This window comes from Pseudomonas jinjuensis (genome assembly GCF_900103845.1).
Classification (GTDB): Bacteria; Pseudomonadota; Gammaproteobacteria; order Pseudomonadales; family Pseudomonadaceae; genus Pseudomonas; species Pseudomonas jinjuensis.
Genome location: NZ_FNIJ01000006.1, coordinates 106,445 through 125,171, shown reverse-complemented (window position 1 = coordinate 125,171; position 18,727 = coordinate 106,445). Strand labels below are relative to the sequence as shown.

The following is an 18,727-nucleotide window of genomic DNA, read 5'->3' as shown; positions in this document are numbered from 1 at the left end:
TAGCTGCTTATGATCCGCGCAGATTGACTTTGGAGGACAGAGGAATTGACCTTGCAGGCCAGCGTTTCCATGAGTTGGGTCAATACCGTCCTGGGCGCGGCGCAGCGCCAGGGCGTGGAGCGCGATGCGCTGCTCGGGGCCGCCGGCATTCCGCTGACCGAGATGGCGCGCGAGCGCTGGCCGATCGATCACATCACCCGGCTGTGGTGCGCGGCGGCGCGGGTCACGGGGGATCCGGGGTTCGGCCTGAAGGCGGGAGCGCTGGTCGGCCCCGCCAGCTTCAATGCGGTCAGTTACCTGCTGCAGTCGGCGCCCACCCTGCGCGAGTCCATCGCCGTGGTGCAGAAGTACCAGCGCCTGATCAGCGACGGCGGGCGCCTGCAGATGCTTCCCGGGGCGCAGTCCAGCTGGCTGGTGTATCACCCGCGCCAGGGGCGGCTGCCGTTCAGCCCGCACCAGATCGAAGCCGTGCTGGCCTCCGTGGTGGCCCTCGCGCACTGGATCTCGGGGACTTTCCTGCGTCCGCTCAAGGTGCAGTTCAGCCAGGGCGCGGTGGGGCCGATGGCGGGCTACCACGCGGCGTTCCGCTGCCCCGTGGAGTTCGACCAGGCCTTCAGCGGCGTGCTGATCGACAACGCCGTGCTGGATGCGCCGCTGCCCCAGGCCGACGCCCAGCTGGCCCGCATCCACCAGGAATACGCGGCGGCGCGCCTGGCGGCATTGTCCCCGCCGGAGGTGCTGGTCCAGGACCTGCGGCGCTGGATCGATTCGCAGCTGTACGGGCAGGTTCCGACCCGCGATCGCGCCGCCGAGGCGCTGGGCCTGAGCCCGCGCACGCTGGCGCGGCGCATGCAGCGGCGGCAGCTGGACTTTTCCAGCCTGCTCGACGAGGCCCGCCGGGACGCCGCGCTGCACGCCGTGGCCAATAGCTCGCAGGCGCTGGCGGACATCGGGCAGGGTCTGGGCTTCGCCGAGCCCAGCACCTTCTGGCGGGCATTCAAGCGCTGGACCGGGATGACGCCCGCGCAATGGCGGCGGCAGGCGGCCGGCGCCCCTTAGTCGGCCTTTTCGCTCAGAAGGCGCGCACCGCGGCGCTCGCCAACTGTTGCAGGTAGGGCAGGTCGCACAGGACCCACTGGCGCAGGCGGCCGCGGATGCGTCCGGACTGCTGCCAGTCCGACAGCAGGCGGCTGAGCGACTCGGGGCGGATGCCCAGGTGGGTGGCGAGCTGCCGCTGGCTGATCGGCAGGCTGAGGTTCTGCCCCTGGCGCCGGTGCAGGGCGAGCAGGTAGGCCGCCAGGCGTTGTGATGCCGAACTGGCGGTCAGCCAGTCGACTTCGTTGACCTGGCGGTACAGGCGCAGGCTGAGGTTCTCCAGCATGCGCATGGCCAGCGGCGGGTGACTCTCGCAGGCCTTGCGCAGCGCCGTGCGGCTCAGGCGGTAGAACTCGCCGGGGCACTGGCAGCGGGCATTCATCGGGTAGCGCCCGTGGGGCATGAACATGGCCGCTTCCGCGATCAGCTGTCCTTCGCGGAACAGCTGGAACACGCGCTCATCGCCATCGCTGGTGAAGCGCACCATTTCCACGCAGCCGCGCCGCACCAGCAGGAAATGCTCGGCCGGATCGCCTTCGCGGAACAGCATGCTTCCCGCCTCGGCGCGCAGGTGGCTGGCCGAGGCGGTGAGGGTCGCCATGAGGTCGGCGGGCAGGTCGGCGAACAGGGGGATCGAGCCGAGCAGTTGCCGGCATTCGAGACGATCCGGCCCGAACTTAACATTTGTCATTCGTGACTGACGCGCTGGCTGTGATGATGTGCGAATGAAGATAAGACTTATTCGCATATCTATCAATCGGTGGACCGCCCAGCGGCTGGCTTCCATTCTCCTGGCGGCCTGTGCCGTCTTCACAGCGCCCGTCGAAGCGGCCGGGGAGCCGGTCCTGCGGTTGGCCGGGCCGGCCGCCGTGGTCAGCTTCCCGTTGCTGCACATGGTCGAGACCGGCGCGCTGAAGGAGCACGCCGGGCGCGTCGAGTTCCGCCTCTGGCAGAACCCCGACCAGTTGCGCGTGCTGCTGGCCAACGACGAAATCGACTACAGCGCGGCGCCGGTCAACCTGCCGGCCCTGATGGCCGGGCGTGGCCTGCCGGTGCGGCTGCTCAACGTCTCGGTGTGGGGCATCATCTGGCTGGTCAGCCGCGACCCGCAGGTGAAGGGCTTCGCCGACCTGGCCGGCAAGGACGTGGTGCTGCCGTTCCAGCGCGACCTGCCGGCGATCCTGATCGACGAACTGCTGCTCAGCCATGGCCTAGAGCCGGGCCGGGACCTGACCCTGCGCCCGGTGCGCGACGGCCAGGACGCCCAGGCGCTGCTGCTGGCCGGCCGCGCCGAGCATGCCCTGCTGGTGGAACCGGCGGTGTCGCTGCTGCTGTGGCGCAACCGGACCCGGGGCGGCGCGCCGCTGTACCGCGTGCAGAGCCTGGAAAGCGCCTGGCGGCAGGCCTTCCCCCGGCAGCCCGAGCTGCCCCAGGCGGGGCTGATGACCAGTGCCAAGCGAGCCCATGACAGCGACCTGGGGCGCGCGGTGGAAGCGGCCTATGCGGAATCGGCGCGCTGGTGCAGCGCGCAGCCCCGTGACTGCGCCGAGCTGGTCCATCGGCATCTGCCGCACCTGCCGGTGGAGGCCGTCGAGGAGTCGATCCGCGTCACCCGCCTGGAAAGCCGCCCCGCCAGCGCGGCGCGCGCCTCGCTGGAAGCCCTGTTCGGCCTGATCGCCGAGCGCCACCCGCAGGCCATCGGCGGCGCCATGCCGCCCGCCAGCTTCTACGGGCCATGAGCATGAGCCGAGCCACTTCACGACGCTGGGCCCTGCTGGGCGGACTCCTGCTGCTGCTTGGCTGGCAACTGCTGGCCATGCGCCTGGGGCCGCTGCTCATGGCGACCCCGTTGCAGACGTTGCAGGCGATGGGACGGCTGCCGTTCGAGGCGGACTTCCGCCTGCACGCCGGCGCCAGTCTGTTGCGCATCGCCCTGGGCGTCGGCCTGGGCTGCCTGCTGGGCTTCTGCCTGGGCCTGCTGGCCGGGCTGGACGGCCGCGTGCGCGGGCTGCTGGAGCCGCTGCGCTGGCTGCTGATGTCGGTGCCGCCGGTGGTGGTCGTGGTGCTGGCCATGCTCTGGGTCGGGCTGGGTTCGGCGATGGTGGTGCTGATCAGCGTGCTGATGCTGGCGCCGGGCATGTACGTGAACACGGTCAAGGGCATGCTGATGGTCGACCGCGGCCTGCTGGAAATGGCCCGCGTCTACCGCTTCAGTCCCTGGCAGAAATTGCGCCGGCTCTACATTCCGGCGCTGACCGCGCCACTGGGCGCGGCGCTGCTGATCGCCACCTGCGGCGGCGTGCGCCTGGTGGTGATGGCCGAGGTGCTGGGCGCGGAAAGCGGCGCCGGCTTCGCCCTGGCCAATGCGCGCAGCACCTTCGACAGCGCCGGGCTGTATGCCTGGACCCTGCTGATCCTGCTGCTGGTGGCGGGGCTGGAGTTCGTCCTGCTGCAACCGCTGCAGCGCCGCATGGGCCGCTGGCAGGAGGCCGCCCATGCTTGACTGGCGCGGCGTCGACCTGGCGATGGGCGAGCGCCTCGTGCTCGCCAACGCCACCTTCCACCTGCAACCCGGCGAACGGGTCGGCATCCTCGGGCCCAGCGGCGCCGGCAAGAGCAGCCTGCTGCGGCTGGCCGCCGGCACCCTGAAGGCGCGTCGCGGCACGCTGGAAAACCGCTTCCGGCATGCCGTGCTGGCCTTCCAGGACCCGCGCCTGCTGCCCTGGTGCCGGGTCGCCGAGAACCTGGAAATCCCCCTGCGCGCCATTGGCCACGACAAGGCGACGGCCCGCCGCCTGGCCGGCGAATGGCTGGAGCGCGTCGGCCTCGCCGGGCATGAGCGTGCCTGGCCGAACCAGCTGTCCGGCGGCATGGCCCAGCGCGTCGCCCTGGCCCGCGCGCTCTCGGTGGAGCCGGACCTGCTGCTGCTCGACGAACCCTTCAGCGCGCTGGACCCGGCCCTGCGCGAATCGCTGCTCGATCTCTGCCGCGACTGGCTCGCCCGCTCGGGCGCCGCCCTGCTCTGCGTCAGCCACCATCCGGCCGAACTGGTCGGGCTGGTCGAGCGCTTCGTGCTGGTCAACGACGGTTCCCTGCGGCCCTTCGATCTCACCGGCCACGCCGCCGACCAGGTGGCGACCGTACTTCATCAGACCCTGCTGGCCCTGGAGGCACCCGCGCCATGATCTATCCCATCCTGCTGACCCTGCACCTGTTCGCCGCGCTGATCTTCATCGGCACGGTGTTCTTCGAGGTGCTGATCCTGGAGAGCGTGCGCAAGCACGTGCCGCCCGCGGTGATGCGCGAGGTGGAGCAGGGCATCGGCCGGCGCGCGCGGCGGCTGATGCCCTGGGTGCTGCTGGTGCTGTTCAGCGCCGGCCTGGGCATGGTCTGGACGCGCTACCTGCCGCTGCTGGCCGACCCGCTGGCGTCCTCCTTCGGCACCTTGCTGAGCCTGAAGATCCTTCTCGCCCTGAGCGTGCTCGGGCACTTCTTCACCGCCATGTTCCTGCTCTTCAGCGGGCGCATGAATTCGACCTATTTCCGCCGGATTCACCTGAGCGTGTTCACCCACATGGTCGGCATCGTGCTGCTGGCCAAGGGCATGTTCTACCTGGGCTGGTGAGCCGGATTTTGTGCTGACGGAGTTTGCCATGAGTCGTTCCCTTCACCCGAAACTCTCACTTCCCCTGCTGGTCCTCGGCCTGCTGCCCCTGTCGGCGCTGGCCGAGGACCGGGTCGAGCTGGAGCCGATGCAGATCAGCGAAAAGCGCCCCGTGCCGGTCCGCCTCCCGGCCGAGGCGGAGCGCGAGCGCCTGGCCCGCGTGCCGGGCGGCACCAACCTGGCCGAGCCGCAGCAGGAGACGCGCCTGGCGACCCTGCGCGACGCGCTGGACTACCAGCCCGGCCTGGTCATCCAGGACTTCTTCGGCGGCACCGACCAGCCGCGCCTGAACATCCGCGGCTCGGGCATCCAGAGCAACCCGGTGAACCGCGGCGTGCTGCTGCTGCAGGACGGCCTGCCGCTCAACGAGGCCGACGGCTCGTTCGTCATCGGCCTGCTGGAGCCGCGCAACGCCGCGTGGATCAGCGCCCGGCGCGGCGCCAACGCCGGCAGCCCCGGCGCCACCACCCTGGGCGGTGAGCTCGACTTCAACTCGCTGACCGGCGCCGACGAAGCCGGCCGGGTACGCCTGGAAGCCGGCAGCTTCGGCCGCCAGGGCCTGCAGGCCGCCGCCGGGGTGGAGGAGGGCGGGCGCGATGCGCGGCTGAGCGTCAGCCATGACCAGTACGACGGCTATCGCCACCACTCCGCGTCCCACCGCACCGTGGCGCAGGGCAACTTCGGCCTCGACCTGGGCGATGGCGTGCAGAACCGCAGCTACCTGTCCTACAGCGACCTGACCTTCGAGATCCCCAACGTCATCACCAAGGCGCGCCTGGAGGAGCATCCGCGCGACGTGCTGGGCGACGGCAACACCCCGCAGGACCGCCTGCTGAACGTCTACAAGCGCGATCCGCACCGCGACACCCAGCAGTTGCGCCTGGCCAACCGCACCCTGTGGAGCGGCGCCGGCTGGGAGCAGAGCTTCGGCGTCTACGGGCAGAACACCCAGGACGACTTCACCGACCCGCTCAGCCACACCCTGACCGACAGCGACACCCTCGGCGCGCAATGGACGCTGCAAGGCGAGCAGCGGCTGTTCGGCTACCGCCTGGGCGCCAGCTGGGCCTACAGCGACATGACCCGCGAGCTGTATGCCAACAACCCGCAGAACGGCAGCCGCATGCAGCGCTTCGGCAACTTCGACCTGGACGCCTCCAACCTCGACCTGCTGCTCGGCCTGGACTGGCGCCTGGCGCAGGACTGGACGCTGGTGACCGAGGTGAAGTGGAGCGACGTCAGCCGCGATGCCAGTTCCCGCGATGGCGCCGGGCACCTGGACCAGGGCTGGAACTTCGCCACGCCCAAGCTCGGCCTGGTCTGGACGCCCAGCGAACGGCAGCGCTGGTACGCCAACGTCAGCCGCAGCCACGAGGCGCCGACCTTCTGGGAAATCGTCTCCGCCGAGGTGCCGCCGGTCGCACCGGCCCTGGCCAGGGCGCAACTGGTCGACCTCGATGTGCAGAGCGCCACCACCTACGAGATCGGCGGCGCGGGGCGCATCGCCCTGACCGACTGGACCGTCAGCCTGTACCAGAGCGAGGTGGACGATGAGCTGATCTCCACCAGCGACAGCCTGGGCGTCAAGGTGGGCACCTACAACTACGCTTCGCGCACCCGCCACCGTGGCGTGGAGGCGGGGCTGAACGGGTTGCTGCCGACCGCGGCCAGCATCGGCGGCGACCTGGCCTACCGGGTGGCGTGGACCTTCAGCGACTTCCGCTTCCGTGGCGGCGAGTTCCAGGGCAACCGCATCGCCGGCGTGCCGCGCCAGCTCTGGGCCGCCGAACTGCTCTACCGCCGCGGCCCCTGGAGCGCCGGCCCGAACCTGCGCTGGCTGCCCCAGGACACCCCGACCGACCATGCCAACACCCGCAACAACTACCAGGACGCCTATGCGCTCTGGGGGCTCAAGGCGAGCTACAAGGCCAGCGAGGGGCTGAGCGTCTACGTGCAGGGCGACAACCTGGCGGACAAGACCTATGCCAGCAGCTACGTGATCCGCAATCGCGCGGATGCCAGCCAGCCGACCTTCCTCAGCGGCAACGGCCGGAGCCTGAGCGTCGGCATGGATTATCGCTTCTGAAGGGGAAAACCCGCCCGGCGGGTTTTCCCGGGCGGATCAGCGCGAGGCCGGCGGGGCGCTCGGGTCCTCGGCGAGGCTGAAGCCCTCGACGCCGAACTCCGTCTCCAGCGCCAGCAGGTACTGGCGCAGGGCGTGGCGGGTGGATTCCTCGCGCAGGCAGTGCCGCACCCGTTGCTCCACCTGGGTGTAGGGCAGGGCCTTGCGCTCCTGGCGCTCGTCGACGCTGACCAGGTGCCAGCCGTAGCGCGACGCCAGCGGGCGCTCGTACAGGCCCACCGGCAGCCGCTGCAGCGCCTGGTCCAGTTCGGCGACGGTCTGGCCGGAGGTCAGCCAGCCGAGGTCGCCGCCTTCGTCCTTCGACGGGCAGGCGGAATGCCGCTGGGCCAGTTCGGTGAAGCGCTCGGGGTGCTCGCGCAGTTCGCGCAGCAGCTTCTCGCCCAGCCGGTAGTGCGCATCGCGGGCGCGGGCGTCCTCCGGCGCGGCCGGCAGCAGGATGTGCCGGACGCGCAGCCGGGTCGGCTCCGAGAAGCGCTCGCGATGGGCCTCGAAGTAGCGGCGGCAGGCGGCTTCGTCCGGTTCCGGGACCCTCAGTTCGCGCTCCAGCAGGACGGCCACGGCCTGGTCGTCCGTGCCTTCGCTGCCCGCCGTCAGGCCGAGCATGGCCGCGCGCTGCGCCAGCAGTTCGCGCACCACCAGGGCGCGGACCGCACTGAGCTGGGCTTCGGCCAGCGACGGGGAGGGGTGGAAGGGCGTCTCCCGGGCGATGTCGGCTTCGCTGAGCAGCGTGTCGCCGACGCGGATCACCGGCGCCGGGCCGCTGGGCAGGTTCTCGACCGCGATCATGTCCATGTCGGTACTCCTCAGCTGCGCCGCCGGACGATCTGGTAGTTGCGGGCGAAGTAGCCCAGCGGAATGCTCCAGACGTGCACCAGGCGGGTGAAGGGGAACAGCAGGATGATGGTCAGGCCGACGAGGATGTGCAGCTTGAAGATCAGCGGTGCCCCGACCAGGAAGCCGGCCGCGTCGCCACGGAAGTAGACGATGGCCTGCGCCCAGTTGGCCAGCGCCAGCATCATGCCGCCGTCCAGGTGGTGCAGCGAGGCGAAGATGGTGATCAGCCCGAGGATCGCCTGCAGCAGCAGCAGGGCGATGATCAGGTTGTCCATCACGCTGGACGAGGCGCGTACCCGCGGGTTGAACAGGCGGCGCCAGAGCAGCATGCCGCCGCCGATCGCGGTGAGCACCCCCGCCACGCCGCCGAAGACGATGGCCATGAGCTGCTTGCTGCCGGCGGACATGAATGGCGCGTAGACCCAGTGCGGCGTCAGCAGGCCGATCAGGTGGCCGAAGAAGATCGCCAGGATGCCGATGTGGAACAGGTTGCTCGCCAGGCGCATGTTCTTGCTCGAGAGCATCTGGCTGGAGCCGGTCTTCCAGGTGTACTGGCCGTAGTCGTAGCGCATCAGGCTGCCGAGCAGGAACACCGCGCCGGCGAGGTAGGGATAGATGCCGTAGATGAAGTGGAACAGGTAGTCCGCGAGCATGATGAGCCTCCGTTTACGGGGTGCCGGACGGCATGATCTGGATGACCTGGGGAATGGCCTCGCGCTTGCGCTCGGCCAGGCGGCGTCCCTCGGCGGACTGCAGGCTGCAGTCCTTGTCGGTCTCGGCGTTGAAGCGCACCGCTTCTTCCTCCCACACCGCGTCCAGTGCCTGGGGCGTGTTGTCCGGTTTCTCCTCGGCGACGACGGGGCGCTGCTCGTCGATGGCGTCGGTGGCGCCGATCAGCGCAAGGAGGGCGCGCGGCACCAGCGCGTAGCGGGTGTTGCGTTCCTCCAGCCGCGCGGCCAGCAGGGCGAGGATGTGCTGGATGTCGCCCAGCCACTGGCCGATCTCCCCGTGGTCGCGGGTGGACAGGTACTCCAGGAACAGCGGCAGGTGGTCCGGCAGTTCGCGGGCGTCGAGCTGGAACCCGGCGGCCTCGTACTCGGCCAGCAGGTTGACCATGGCCTGGCCGCGGTCGCGGGATTCGCCGTGGACGTGCTCGAACAGCAGCAGCGAGGTGGCGCGGCCGCGGTCGAAGAGTTCGACGTAGGCTTCCTCCAGGTCGAGCAGGTCGCCGGCGGCCAGCTCACGGCACCACTGGGTCAGCTGCGCGCGCAGGGGGGCGGGCAGGCGCTCCTCGGCGTCGAGGATGGCGATCGCCTCGGCGCTGGCGGCCTGCAGTTCGGCGCCGGGATAGTCGAGCAGCCGCGCCAGCACGCGCAGGCTGAGCAGGCCCACCGTCGGCCCGCCGTAAGGTTCGTAGTTACCCATGGCGGCTGTCCTCCACCGGGTCGAAGGTCTGCACCGGCTTGACCAGCGTGGTGGTCTGCTTGCGCCCGCCGAACAGGCTGACCTGGCTGTTGCCGCCATTGCAGCCGTCGCCGAAGGTGAAGCCGCAGCCGGAGCGTTCGGCATAGGCCTCGGGAAGGTGCTCGCGGTGGCCGGTGGGGATGACGAAGCGGTCCTCGTAGTTGGCGATCGCCAGGTAGCGGTACATCTCTTCCACCTGCCGCTGGCTCAGGTCGACCTGCTGCAGCACTTCGGTGTTCAGGGTGCCGTCCACGTGCTTGGCGCGCATGTACACGCGCATCGCCATCAGCCGCTTGAGCGCCAGCACCACCGGCTCTTCCTCGCCGGCGGTGAGCATGTTGGCCAGGTAGCGCACCGGAATCCGCAGCGACTCGACCTTCGGCAGGACGCCGTCGAACTCCACGTGGCCGGCCTCGGCGGCGGACTGGATGGGGGAGAGCGGCGGCACGTACCAGACCATCGGCAGGGTGCGGTATTCCGGGTGCAGCGGCAGGGCCAGCTTCCAGTCCATGGCCAGCTTGTACACCGGCGAGGCTTGCGCGGCGGCGATCACGTTGTCGGGGATGCCGTCCTTGCGCGCCTGGGCGATCACGTCCGGATCGTTGGGGTCGAGGAAGATCTCGCACTGGCGGTGATAGAGGTCGCGGTCATCCTTCGATGCCGCCACTTCCTCGATGCGGTCGGCGTCGTAGAGCAGCACGCCGAGGTAGCGGATGCGGCCCACGCAGGTTTCCGAGCAGACGGTGGGCTGGCCGGTCTCGATGCGCGGGTAGCAGAAGATGCACTTCTCGGATTTGCCGCTCTTCCAGTTGTAATAGATCTTCTTGTACGGGCAGCCGCTGATGCACATGCGCCAGCCGCGGCACTTGTCCTGGTCGATGAGGACGATGCCGTCCTCCTCGCGCTTGTAGATCGCGCCGCTCGGGCAGGAGGCCACGCACGCCGGGTTCAGGCAGTGCTCGCAGAGGCGCGGCAGGTACATCATGAAGGTGTTCTCGAACTGCCCGTAGATGTCCGCCTGGACCTGCTCGAAGTTGATGTCCTTGCGCCGCTTGGCGAACTCGGTGCCGAGCAGCTCTTCCCAGTTCGGCCCCCATTCCACCTTGTTCATCCGCTCCCCGCTGATCAGCGAGCGCGGCCGCGCCACCGGCTGGTGCTCACCCTGCTTGGCGCTGTGCAGGTTCTGGTAGTCGAAGGTGAAGGGTTCGTAGTAGTCGTCGATCTCCGGCAGGTCGGGGTTGGCGAAGATGTTCGCCAGCACCCGCCACTTGCCGCCGATGCGCGGATTGATCGTGCCGTCGGCGTTGCGCACCCAGCCGCCGTTCCATTTCTTCTGGTTCTCCCATTCCTTGGGATAGCCGATGCCGGGCTTGGTCTCGACGTTGTTGTACCAGGCGTACTCGATGCCTTCGCGGCTGGTCCAGACGTTCTTGCAGGTGACCGAGCAGGTGTGGCAGCCGATGCACTTGTCGAGGTTCAGGACCATGCCGACCTGGGAGCGAATCTTCATTTCACGGCCTCCTGCTGGTAGTCGTTGCCTTCGCCGTCGAGCCAGTCGATGTTGCGCATCTTGCGCACGATGACGAATTCGTCGCGGTTGGAGCCGACGGTGCCGTAGTAGTTGAACCCGTAGGAAAGCTGGGCGTAGCCGCCGATCATGTGCGTCGGCTTGGGACAGACGCGGGTGACCGAGTTGTGGATGCCGCCGCGGGTGCCGGTGAGTTCGGAACCCGGGATGTTCAGGATGCGTTCCTGGGCGTGGTACATCATGGTCATGCCCGGCCGCACCCGCTGGCTGACCACCGCCCGCGCGGCGATGGCGCCGTTGGCGTTGTACAGCTCGATCCAGTCGTTATCGACCACGCCGATGGCCCGCGCGTCGTCCTCGGACATCCACACGATCGGCCCGCCGCGCGACAGGGTCTGCATCAGCAGGTTGTCGCTGTAGGTGGAGTGGATGCCCCATTTCTGGTGCGGGGTGATCCAGTTCAGCGCGATCTCCGGGTTGCCGTTGCTCTTCGGCGCGGCGACGCTGGCGGCGGCCTTGGTGTCGATCGGCGGGCGATAGACCATCAGGCTTTCGCCGAAGGCGCGCATCCACGGGTGGTCCTGGTAGAACTGCTGGCGGCCGGTGACGGTGCGCCAGGGGATCAGCTCGTGGACGTTGGTGTAGCAGGCGTTGTAGCTCACGTGCTCGTCCTCCAGGCCCGACCAGGTGGGGCTGGAGATGATCTTGCGCGGCTGCGCGACGAGGTCGCGGAAGCGGATCTTCTCCTCTTCCTTGGGCCGCGCCAGGTGGGTGTGGTCGCGCCCGGTGACCTTGGACAGCGCCGCCCAGGCCTTCACCGCCACCTGGCCGTTGGTTTCCGGCGCCAGGGCGAGGATCATTTCCGCCGCGTCGATGGCCGAGGCGATCTTCGGCCGGCCCTCGGCGGAGCCGTCGAGCTTGCGGTAGTTGAGCTTGCCGAGCAGGTCGACTTCCTCCTGGGTCTGCCAGGCGATGCCCTTGCCGCCGTTGCCGATGCTGTCCAGCAGCGGGCCGACGGAGCTGAAGCGCTCATAGGTTTCCGGGTAGTTGCGCTTGACCTCGATGAGCGAGGGCATGGTCTTGCCGGGGATCGGTTCGCACTCGCCCTTCTTCCAATCGCGCACCTCGGGCTGGGCCAGCTCGCCGGGGCTGTCGTGCTGCAGCGGCAGGGTCACCAGGTCAGTCTCCTCGCCCAGGTGGCCGACGCACAGGCGGGCGAAGGCGCGGGCGATGCCGTCGTAGATCAGCCAGTCGCTGCGCGCTTCCCAGGCCGGATCGGTGGCGGCGGTGAGCGGGTGGATGAAGGGGTGCATGTCCGAGGTGTTGAGGTCGTCCTTCTCGTACCAGGTGGCGGTGGGCAGCACCACGTCCGAGTACAGGCAGGTGGTGGACATGCGGAAGTCCAGGGTCACCAGCAGGTCGAGCTTGCCCTCGATGGGGTCGTCCTTCCACACCACTTCCTCGGGCTTCTGCTTGCCGGACACGCCCAGGTCCTTGCCGAGCACGCCGTTGCGGGTGCCGAGCAGGTACTTGAGCATGTACTCGTGGCCCTTGCCGGAGGAGCCGAGCAGATTGGAGCGCCAGACGAACAGGTTGCGCGGATGGTTCTGCGGGTTGTCCGGGTCTTCGGCGGCGAAGCGCAACTGGCCGCTCTTCAGTTGCTCGACGGTATAGTCCACCGTGCTCTTGCCGGCGGCCTGGGCGGCGGCGGCCAGGCGCAGCGGGTTGATGCCCAGCTGCGGCGCGGAGGGCAGCCAGCCCATGCGTTCGGCGCGCACGTTGAAGTCCACCAGGCTGCCGCTGAAGTCCTGCGGGCGGGCCAGCGGGGAGAGCAGCTCGCTTACCTCCAGCTTCTCGTAGCGCCACTGGCTGGAGTGGTTGTAGAAGAACGAGGTGCCGTTCATGTGCCGCGGCGGGCGGTGCCAGTCCAGGGCGAAGGCCAGCGGCGTCCAGCCGGTCTGCGGGCGCAGCTTCTCCTGGCCGACGTAGTGCGACCAGCCGCCGCCGCTCTGGCCGATGCAACCGCAGAGGATCAGCATGTTGATCAGCCCGCGGTAGTTCATGTCCATGTGGTACCAGTGGTTCATCCCGGCACCGACGATGATCATGGAGCGGCCGTGGGTCTTGTCGGCGTTCTCGGCGAACTCGCGGGCGATGCGGATCATCTGCGCCGCCGGCACTCCGGTGATCGCCTCCTGCCAGGCCGGGGTGTAGGGCTTGAGCTGGTCGTAGGCGGTTGCGCCGTCGTCCGCGCCGCTGCCGCCGACGGTGGCTTCGAGGCCGCGGTCGATGCCGTAGTTGGCGGCGGTCAGGTCGAACACCGTGGCGGCCAGCACCTCGCGGCCATCGGCCAGTTTCAGGCGCCTGGCCGGCACGTGGTGATAGATGACGTCGCGCAGCGGCACATTGGGGAAGTGCTTGCGCTCGATGCCGCCGAAGTAGGGGAAGGCCACCCGCGCCACTTCGTCGTGGTGGCCGAGCAGCGACAGGCGCAGGCTGACCTCCTGGCCGTCGGCGTCCACCGGCTCCAGGTTCCAGTGGCCGCTTTCGCCCCAGCGGAAGCCGATGGAGCCGCGCGGCACCACCAGGCGCTCGCTGCGCTCATCCCAGGCGACGGTCTTCCACTCGGGGTTGTTGGCCTGCGCGAGGTTGCCGTCGAAGTCGCTGGCGCGCAGCTGCTTGCCCGGCACCAGGCTGCCGTCCTCGCGCTGCTCCAGTTCCACCAGGATCGGCATGTCGGTGTAGCGGCGGATGTAGTCGGTGAAGTAGGCGCTGGGCTTTTCAAGGTGGAATTCCTTGAAGATCACGTGGCCCATGGCGATGGCAAGGGCCGAGTCGGTGCCCTGCTTGGCGCTCATCCACTCGTCGCAGAGCTTGGAAATCTCCGCGTAGTCCGGGGTGATGGCGATGGTCTTGGTGCCCTTGTAGCGCACCTCGGTGAAGAAGTGCGCGTCGGGGGTGCGGGTCTGCGGAACGTTGGAACCCCAGGCGATGATGTAGCCGGAGTTGTACCAGTCGGCGGACTCGGGCACGTCGGTCTGCTCGCCCCACACCTGTGGCGAGGCCGGCGGCAGGTCGCAGTACCAGTCGTAGAAGCTCAGGCAGACCCCGCCGATCAGCGACAGGTAGCGGGTGCCCGAGGCGTAGGAAACCATCGACATGGCCGGGATCGGCGAGAAGCCGGCGACGCGGTCCGGGCCGTACTGCTTGATGGTGTAGACGTTGGCGGCGGCGACCAGCGTCTGCATCTCGTCCCAGTCGGCGCGGACGAAGCCGCCGCGGCCGCGGATGGACTTGTACTGCCTGGCCTTCTGCGGGTCCTCGACGATGCTCGCCCAGGCCTCCACCGGGTCGCTGTGGGTCGCCAGCGCCTCGCGCCACAGCTGCACCAGCGCCTTGCGCACCATCGGGTACTTCAGGCGGTTGGCGCTGTACAGGTACCAGGAGTAGCTGGCCCCGCGCGGGCAGCCGCGCGGTTCGTGGTTGGGCAGGTCGGGGCGGGTGCGCGGGTAGTCGGTCTGCTGGGTTTCCCAGGTCACCAGGCCGTTCTTCACGTAGATCTTCCAGCTGCACGAACCGGTGCAGTTCACCCCGTGGGTGGAGCGGGCGATCTTGTCGAACTGCCAGCGCTGGCGGTAGCCGTCCTCCCAGGCGCGGCTCTCGTCGCGGGTTTCGCCGTGGCCGCCGGCGAATTCCGGCGGACGCTTGACCAGGTAGCGCAGGCGGTCGATGAAGAAGCTCATGTTTCTCCTCCTTGGCTGGGGGCTCTTACGGCTAGCAGCGCACCTCGGCGTTACTGCGGGTGTAGAAGAACCAGGTCAGCACGATGCACAGCAGGTAGAACAGGATGAAGCCGTAGAGCGCCCATTCGGGGCCCCCGGTGAGGTCGAAGGAACTGCCGAACGACTTCGGAATGAAGAAGCCGCCGTAGGCCGCCACCGCCGAGATGAAGCCCACCGCGGCGGCGGATTCCTTCTCGCTCTGCAGCGCCTGCTGTTCGGCGGGCAGGTTGGGGAACAGGCGCGGCGTCATGCTGCGGAAGATCGCCGGGATCATCTGCGTGGTGCTGGCATTGCCCACGCCGGAGAAGAAGAACAGCAGCAGGAACACCACCAGGAAGCCCCAGAAGGCGCCCGGCTGGTCCTTGCCGGCGATGAAGAACAGCACGCCGCCGACGCACACGGCCATGGCGACGAATACCCAGAGGCTGATCCGGCCGCCGCCGAAGCGATCCGCCAGGCCGCCGGAGAAGGCGCGGCTGAGGGCGCCGATCAGCGGGCCGAGGAAGGCGAACTTGAGCACGTCGACACCGGGGAACAGGTGCCCGGCCAGCAGCGGGAAACCGGCGGAGAAGCCGATGAAGCTGCCGAAGGTGCCGGTGTAGAGCACGCTCATCAGCCAGGTGTGCTTGCGCTTGAAGATCGCCATCTGGTCGGCGAACGAGGACTTGGCGCTGGCGATGTCGTTCATCCCGAACCAGGCGGCGAGGGTGGCGACGATGATGAATGGCACCCAGATGAAGCCTGCGTTCTGCAGCCACAGCGGGGTGCCCTCGGTGGTCATCTGAGGGGGGCCGCCGAGGCTGCCGAACACCGTCATGGTGATCGCCAGCGGCACCAGGAACTGCATGACGCTCACGCCCAGGTTGCCCAGCCCGGCGTTCAGCCCCATGGCGGCGCCCTTGGCCTGTTTGGGGAAGAAGAACGAGATGTTCGCCATGCTCGACGAGAAGTTGCCGCCGCCCAGGCCGCAGAGCAGCGCCAGGATCAGCATCACCAGGTAGGACGTCTGCGGGTTCTGCACGGCGAAGCCGATCCACAGCGCCGGCACCAGCAGCGAGGCGGTGGACAGCGCGGTCCAGCGCCGGCCGCCGAAGATCGGCACCATGAAGCTGTAGAAGATGCGCAGGGTGGCGCCGGACAGGCCGGGCAGGGCGGCCAGCCAGAACAGCTGGTTGGCGCTGTACTCGAAGCCGGCCAGCGGCAGCTTGGCCACCACCACCGACCAGACCATCCAGATGGCGAACGCCAGCAGCAGGTTGGGGATGGAGATCCACAGGTTGCGCGTGGCGATGCGCTTGCCGGTATCCGCCCAGAACGCCGGGTCCTCCGGATGCCAGTCGCGCAGCACGAAGCTGCTGGGCGTGGACAGTTCCGGCAGGTCGCGGGATTCCAGGTGCTCGGCCCATTCCACGCGCTCGGCCATGCGGATCGCGTAGTGCATCCACAGCAGGGCGCCGGCGGCGATCAGGAACAGCAGCATGAAGCAGCTCTGCCAGATGCCGACCACGTCGTTGAGCATGCCGAAGGTCAGCGGCAGCAGGAAGCCGCCGAGGCCGCCGATCATGCCCACCAGGCCACCGACCACGCCGACGTGGTTCGGGTAGTAGGTGGGGATGTGCTTGAACACCGCCGCCTTGCCCAGGGACATGAAGAAGCCCAGCACCGCGATGACCAGGGTGAAGCCGACCAGGCCGAGGGTCATCGAGAACTCGATCTCGCTGCGTATCCCGGTGACCGCGTAGCGGGTCGGCGGATAGCTGAGCAGGAAGGTGCACAGCGCCGATATGCCCAGGGTCCAGTACATCACCCTGCGCGCGCCGTAGCGGTCGGACAGCCAGCCGCCGAGGATGCGGAACACCGACGCCGGCACCGTGTAGAGCGCGGCGATGGTGCCGGCGGCGGCCAGGCCCAGGCCGTACACCTCCATCAGGTAGTGCGGCAGCCACAGCGCGAGGGCGACGAAGGCGCCGAAGACGAAGAAGTAGTACAGCGAGAAGCGCCAGACGCGCAGTTCGGTCAGCGGCGCCAGTTGCTCGGCCAGCGGAATGGCGCGGGCCTGGCGGGTAGCGGCCTGGGGATCGGTCTTGGCGAACAGGATGAAGCCGATGCCCATTGCGCCGAGCACCGCCGCGTACACCAGGGCGGCGCCGCGCCAGCCCAGGGCCAGCAGCAGGAGCGGGGCGGCGAGGTTGGTCAGGCCGGCGCCGACGTTGCCGGCGCCGAAGATGCCCAGCGCCGTGCCCTGCCGGCCGGGCTCGAACCAGGCGGCGGTATAGGCCGTGCCGACGATGAAGCCGCCGCCCGCCAGACCCACGCCCAGCGCCGCCACCAGCAGCATCGCGAAGCTGTCGGCGAAGGTCAGCAGGTACACGCAGACGGCGGAGGCCAGCATCAGGATGCCGAACACCCAGCGTCCGCCGTAGCGGTCTGTCCACAGGCCAAGGAAGATCCGCGAGACGGAACCGGTCAGCACCGGCGTGGCCATCAGCAGGCCGAGCTGGGTGTCGGTCAGGCCGAACTCTTCGCGGATCTGCAGGCCGAGGATCGAGAACAGCGTCCAGACGGCAAAGCAGAGGGTAAAGGCCAGTGTCGAGAGGCCAAGGGCCCGATACTGGTCACGGGCTGGAACCTTCGTTGTCATGAGCACTCTTCCCCTGGGTGCGTCACGCGACTTTTTTCACCAGCCGGGTACCTTCCCGCATCGACTCATGGATCGATGCACTCCCTGGGAGAGCGGTAGCAAGGCTGAATCACGGTTCGGTGTTGCTTTTGATAGTTATGGCCGCACCCCATGGGTGCGTCGTTTGAGCCTAGACGGGAAGATGTCGCGCTGCCAGTTCGACGCGGCTGGGCATGGTTCCTACAGGTCGAGGCAGTCATATCGTTCCCGCGCTCCTGCGTGGGAACCATGAAAGCGCATGCGGTTGCCACGACTGTAGGAGCGGGCCATGCCCGCGACCTGGCGCAACGCGGATTTCATATCGTTCCCACGCTCCTGCGTGGGAACGCCGCCCCCGACGCTCCCGCGTCTCCTACTGCCCACTCAACCGCTTGGCGAAGGACACCGCATAGGCCGGCGAGCGGAAGCGCAGGACCGGGTCGTTGGTAGCGGAGATGCCGTCGGCCATCACCATCGGGTCGAAGTTGATCTTCTCGCACTCGGCGCCCTTCTGTGGCATGGCCTGGGTCAGCGTCAGGGTGCCGAGCTGCACCTGCTTGCGGTCGTCCGGCCAGGATCTGGTCGGGTCGTCCTGCGGATCGCCCGGCTGGCCGACGGCGATCCACATGTCCCACTTGATCGGTCCCTGGCCGGCGCGTTCGATCAGGCGCTTCTCGAGGAAGTCGGCGGGCAGCGTCTTCATTTCCTCCGCGGTCAGCTGCTTCTCGCCATCGGCCGGGACGAAGCGCCAGCGTACCGGTGTGACCTCGCCCCTGGCATTGGTGAACCTGAAGGTGTGGATGCCGAAGTAGGCGGCGTTGGCGTAGCTCGGCGGCGGGTTGTGGCTGGCCATGAACTGGCCCAGGGCGTGGCTGTCCGGATGGCTGGCGGCGAAGGCCTTGAGCTTTTCCGGATCGGACTTGCCGGTCTGCGGATCGGGCACCAGCGCCTGCAGCTGGTCGAAGAAGGTCTGCGGCACCGCCGCACCGAACACCGGGACGTTGAGCATGGTCATGTGCTGCAGGGCGCTGTCCGGCAGGCGGAATTCCAGGGCCATGCCGCGCGGGCTCTTGCCGGCGTCCGAGGCCTTCGGGTTGCCGCCGCCGAGGGAGAAGCGCGCCACCACCGGCACCGGCTTGCCGGAGAACATCGCCGAGCGCGTGTAATCCGCCGCCGCAGGCAGGCCGACGAATTCGCCCACCGCGCAGGTGCCCTTGGTGTGGTTGCGCCGTTCGCCCTTGGTCACGCCGAACAGCTTCTCGAAGGCGCCGACCACCTGGTCGGGGGTTACCTCGTCGTCGGCGGCCAGAGCCTGGGGGCTCATGCCGACCAGCAGGGCGGCCAGCGTTCCGTACAGGATCGGGCGTGGACAGGGCTTGCTCTTCATGGCGGCTCCTCTGGCTCGTTCACGGAAAAGGCAAGCATAGCCAGCCGTTTCGCCCGGGCGGAAAAGCGGGTCGGCGAGCCTGGCGGATATCCGCCAACAGGCGGGAAATCCGCCGCCGGGCAGGCGGATATCCGCCATCCTTTTCCTCCCCGGAGCTTTGTGTTTTTTATA

Annotated in this window: 14 protein-coding genes; 6 read left to right on the top strand and 8 right to left on the bottom strand. The window is 68.6% G+C overall.

Annotated features, from left to right (window positions below):
• Nucleotides 1-69 precede the first annotated feature (69 nt).
• Complete coding sequence (locus tag BLR75_RS10245) at nt 70-1,059, top strand: AraC family transcriptional regulator (protein ID WP_245726129.1); 990 nt, start codon at nt 70-72, stop codon at nt 1,057-1,059.
• Nucleotides 1,060-1,072: 13 nt separating this feature from the next.
• Here BLR75_RS10245 and BLR75_RS10240 read toward each other — a convergent pair whose 3' ends face one another.
• Nucleotides 1,073-1,786 (bottom strand): Crp/Fnr family transcriptional regulator, encoded by a 714-nt coding sequence (locus BLR75_RS10240; protein ID WP_084310784.1) that lies wholly within the window; start codon nt 1,784-1,786, stop codon nt 1,073-1,075.
• 160 nt (nt 1,787-1,946) lie between these two features.
• Here BLR75_RS10240 and BLR75_RS10235 point away from each other — a divergent pair, with 160 nt between their 5' ends.
• From BLR75_RS10235 to BLR75_RS10215, 5 genes are read left to right on the top strand one after another with little or no spacing between them, the layout of a single operon-like run.
• Nucleotides 1,947-2,834 carry an ABC transporter substrate-binding protein gene (locus BLR75_RS10235; RefSeq protein ID WP_084310783.1) on the top strand — a complete coding sequence of 296 codons (888 nt, stop codon included), beginning with the start codon at nt 1,947-1,949 and terminating at the stop codon, nt 2,832-2,834.
• A gap of 2 nt (nt 2,835-2,836) precedes the next feature.
• Nucleotides 2,837-3,598: an ABC transporter permease gene (locus BLR75_RS10230; RefSeq protein ID WP_084310782.1), complete on the top strand. Its 762-nt coding sequence runs from the start codon at nt 2,837-2,839 to the stop codon at nt 3,596-3,598.
• Nucleotides 3,591-4,280, top strand: a complete 690-nt coding sequence (locus BLR75_RS10225; protein ID WP_084310781.1) for an ABC transporter ATP-binding protein — start codon at nt 3,591-3,593, stop codon at nt 4,278-4,280. The genes BLR75_RS10230 and BLR75_RS10225 overlap by 8 nt, the downstream gene beginning before the upstream one ends.
• The gene (locus BLR75_RS10220) at nt 4,277-4,720 is read left to right on the top strand and encodes a CopD family copper resistance protein (protein WP_084310780.1); all 444 of its coding nucleotides are present in this window, start codon (nt 4,277-4,279) and stop codon (nt 4,718-4,720) included. Before BLR75_RS10225 ends, BLR75_RS10220 begins: the two co-directional genes overlap by 4 nt.
• 28 nt (nt 4,721-4,748) lie before the next feature.
• Nucleotides 4,749-6,845, top strand: coding sequence for a TonB-dependent receptor family protein (locus BLR75_RS10215; RefSeq protein ID WP_084310779.1), 2,097 nt, complete (start codon nt 4,749-4,751; stop codon nt 6,843-6,845).
• A 36-nt stretch (nt 6,846-6,881) separates the two neighbouring features.
• Here the strand turns inward: BLR75_RS10215 and BLR75_RS10210 are convergent, their stop codons facing one another.
• The 7 genes from BLR75_RS10210 to BLR75_RS10180 all read right to left on the bottom strand — a co-directional run bounded on the left by BLR75_RS10210 (nt 6,882) and on the right by BLR75_RS10180 (nt 18,556).
• Nucleotides 6,882-7,694 carry a peptidylprolyl isomerase gene (locus tag BLR75_RS10210; protein ID WP_084310778.1) on the bottom strand — a complete coding sequence of 271 codons (813 nt, stop codon included), beginning with the start codon at nt 7,692-7,694 and terminating at the stop codon, nt 6,882-6,884.
• Between the two features lie 11 nt (nt 7,695-7,705).
• Nucleotides 7,706-8,389 carry a respiratory nitrate reductase subunit gamma gene (gene narI, locus BLR75_RS10205; protein WP_084310777.1) on the bottom strand — a complete coding sequence of 228 codons (684 nt, stop codon included), beginning with the start codon at nt 8,387-8,389 and terminating at the stop codon, nt 7,706-7,708.
• Nucleotides 8,390-8,402: 13 nt separating this feature from the next.
• Nucleotides 8,403-9,161: a nitrate reductase molybdenum cofactor assembly chaperone gene (gene narJ, locus BLR75_RS10200; protein WP_084310776.1), complete on the bottom strand. Its 759-nt coding sequence runs from the start codon at nt 9,159-9,161 to the stop codon at nt 8,403-8,405.
• Entirely contained in the window at nt 9,154-10,710 is a 1,557-nt protein-coding gene (narH, locus tag BLR75_RS10195; protein ID WP_084310775.1) for a nitrate reductase subunit beta, read from the bottom strand. The genes narJ and narH overlap by 8 nt, the downstream gene beginning before the upstream one ends.
• A complete protein-coding gene (locus BLR75_RS10190) occupies nt 10,707-14,471 on the bottom strand; it encodes a nitrate reductase subunit alpha (RefSeq protein ID WP_084310774.1) in 3,765 nt (1,254 codons plus the stop codon). The genes narH and BLR75_RS10190 overlap by 4 nt, the downstream gene beginning before the upstream one ends.
• Before the next feature lie 31 nt (nt 14,472-14,502).
• Nucleotides 14,503-17,151, bottom strand: coding sequence for a nitrate/nitrite transporter (locus BLR75_RS10185; RefSeq protein WP_084310773.1), 2,649 nt, complete (start codon nt 17,149-17,151; stop codon nt 14,503-14,505).
• Between the two features lie 391 nt (nt 17,152-17,542).
• The gene (locus tag BLR75_RS10180; protein ID WP_084310772.1) at nt 17,543-18,556 is read right to left on the bottom strand and encodes a catalase family peroxidase; all 1,014 of its coding nucleotides are present in this window, start codon (nt 18,554-18,556) and stop codon (nt 17,543-17,545) included.
• Nucleotides 18,557-18,727 lie beyond the last annotated feature (171 nt).

Excerpts from the sequence above, each read along its gene's own strand:
- BLR75_RS10245 (WP_245726129.1), top strand. The coding sequence starts at position 70 with ATGAGTTGGGTCAATACCGTCCTGGGCGCGGCGCAGCGCCAGGGCGTG.
- BLR75_RS10240 (WP_084310784.1), bottom strand. The coding sequence starts at position 1,786 with ATGACAAATGTTAAGTTCGGGCCGGATCGTCTCGAATGCCGGCAACTG.
- BLR75_RS10230 (WP_084310782.1), top strand. The coding sequence starts at position 2,837 with ATGAGCCGAGCCACTTCACGACGCTGGGCCCTGCTGGGCGGACTCCTG.
- BLR75_RS10225 (WP_084310781.1), top strand. The coding sequence starts at position 3,591 with ATGCTTGACTGGCGCGGCGTCGACCTGGCGATGGGCGAGCGCCTCGTG.
- BLR75_RS10220 (WP_084310780.1), top strand. The coding sequence starts at position 4,277 with ATGATCTATCCCATCCTGCTGACCCTGCACCTGTTCGCCGCGCTGATC.
- BLR75_RS10215 (WP_084310779.1), top strand. The coding sequence starts at position 4,749 with ATGAGTCGTTCCCTTCACCCGAAACTCTCACTTCCCCTGCTGGTCCTC.
- BLR75_RS10210 (WP_084310778.1), bottom strand. The coding sequence starts at position 7,694 with ATGGACATGATCGCGGTCGAGAACCTGCCCAGCGGCCCGGCGCCGGTG.
- narI (WP_084310777.1), bottom strand. The coding sequence starts at position 8,389 with ATGCTCGCGGACTACCTGTTCCACTTCATCTACGGCATCTATCCCTAC.
- narJ (WP_084310776.1), bottom strand. The coding sequence starts at position 9,161 with ATGGGTAACTACGAACCTTACGGCGGGCCGACGGTGGGCCTGCTCAGC.
- narH (WP_084310775.1), bottom strand. The coding sequence starts at position 10,710 with ATGAAGATTCGCTCCCAGGTCGGCATGGTCCTGAACCTCGACAAGTGC.
- BLR75_RS10190 (WP_084310774.1), bottom strand. The coding sequence starts at position 14,471 with ATGAGCTTCTTCATCGACCGCCTGCGCTACCTGGTCAAGCGTCCGCCG.
- BLR75_RS10185 (WP_084310773.1), bottom strand. The coding sequence starts at position 17,151 with ATGACAACGAAGGTTCCAGCCCGTGACCAGTATCGGGCCCTTGGCCTC.
- BLR75_RS10180 (WP_084310772.1), bottom strand. The coding sequence starts at position 18,556 with ATGAAGAGCAAGCCCTGTCCACGCCCGATCCTGTACGGAACGCTGGCC.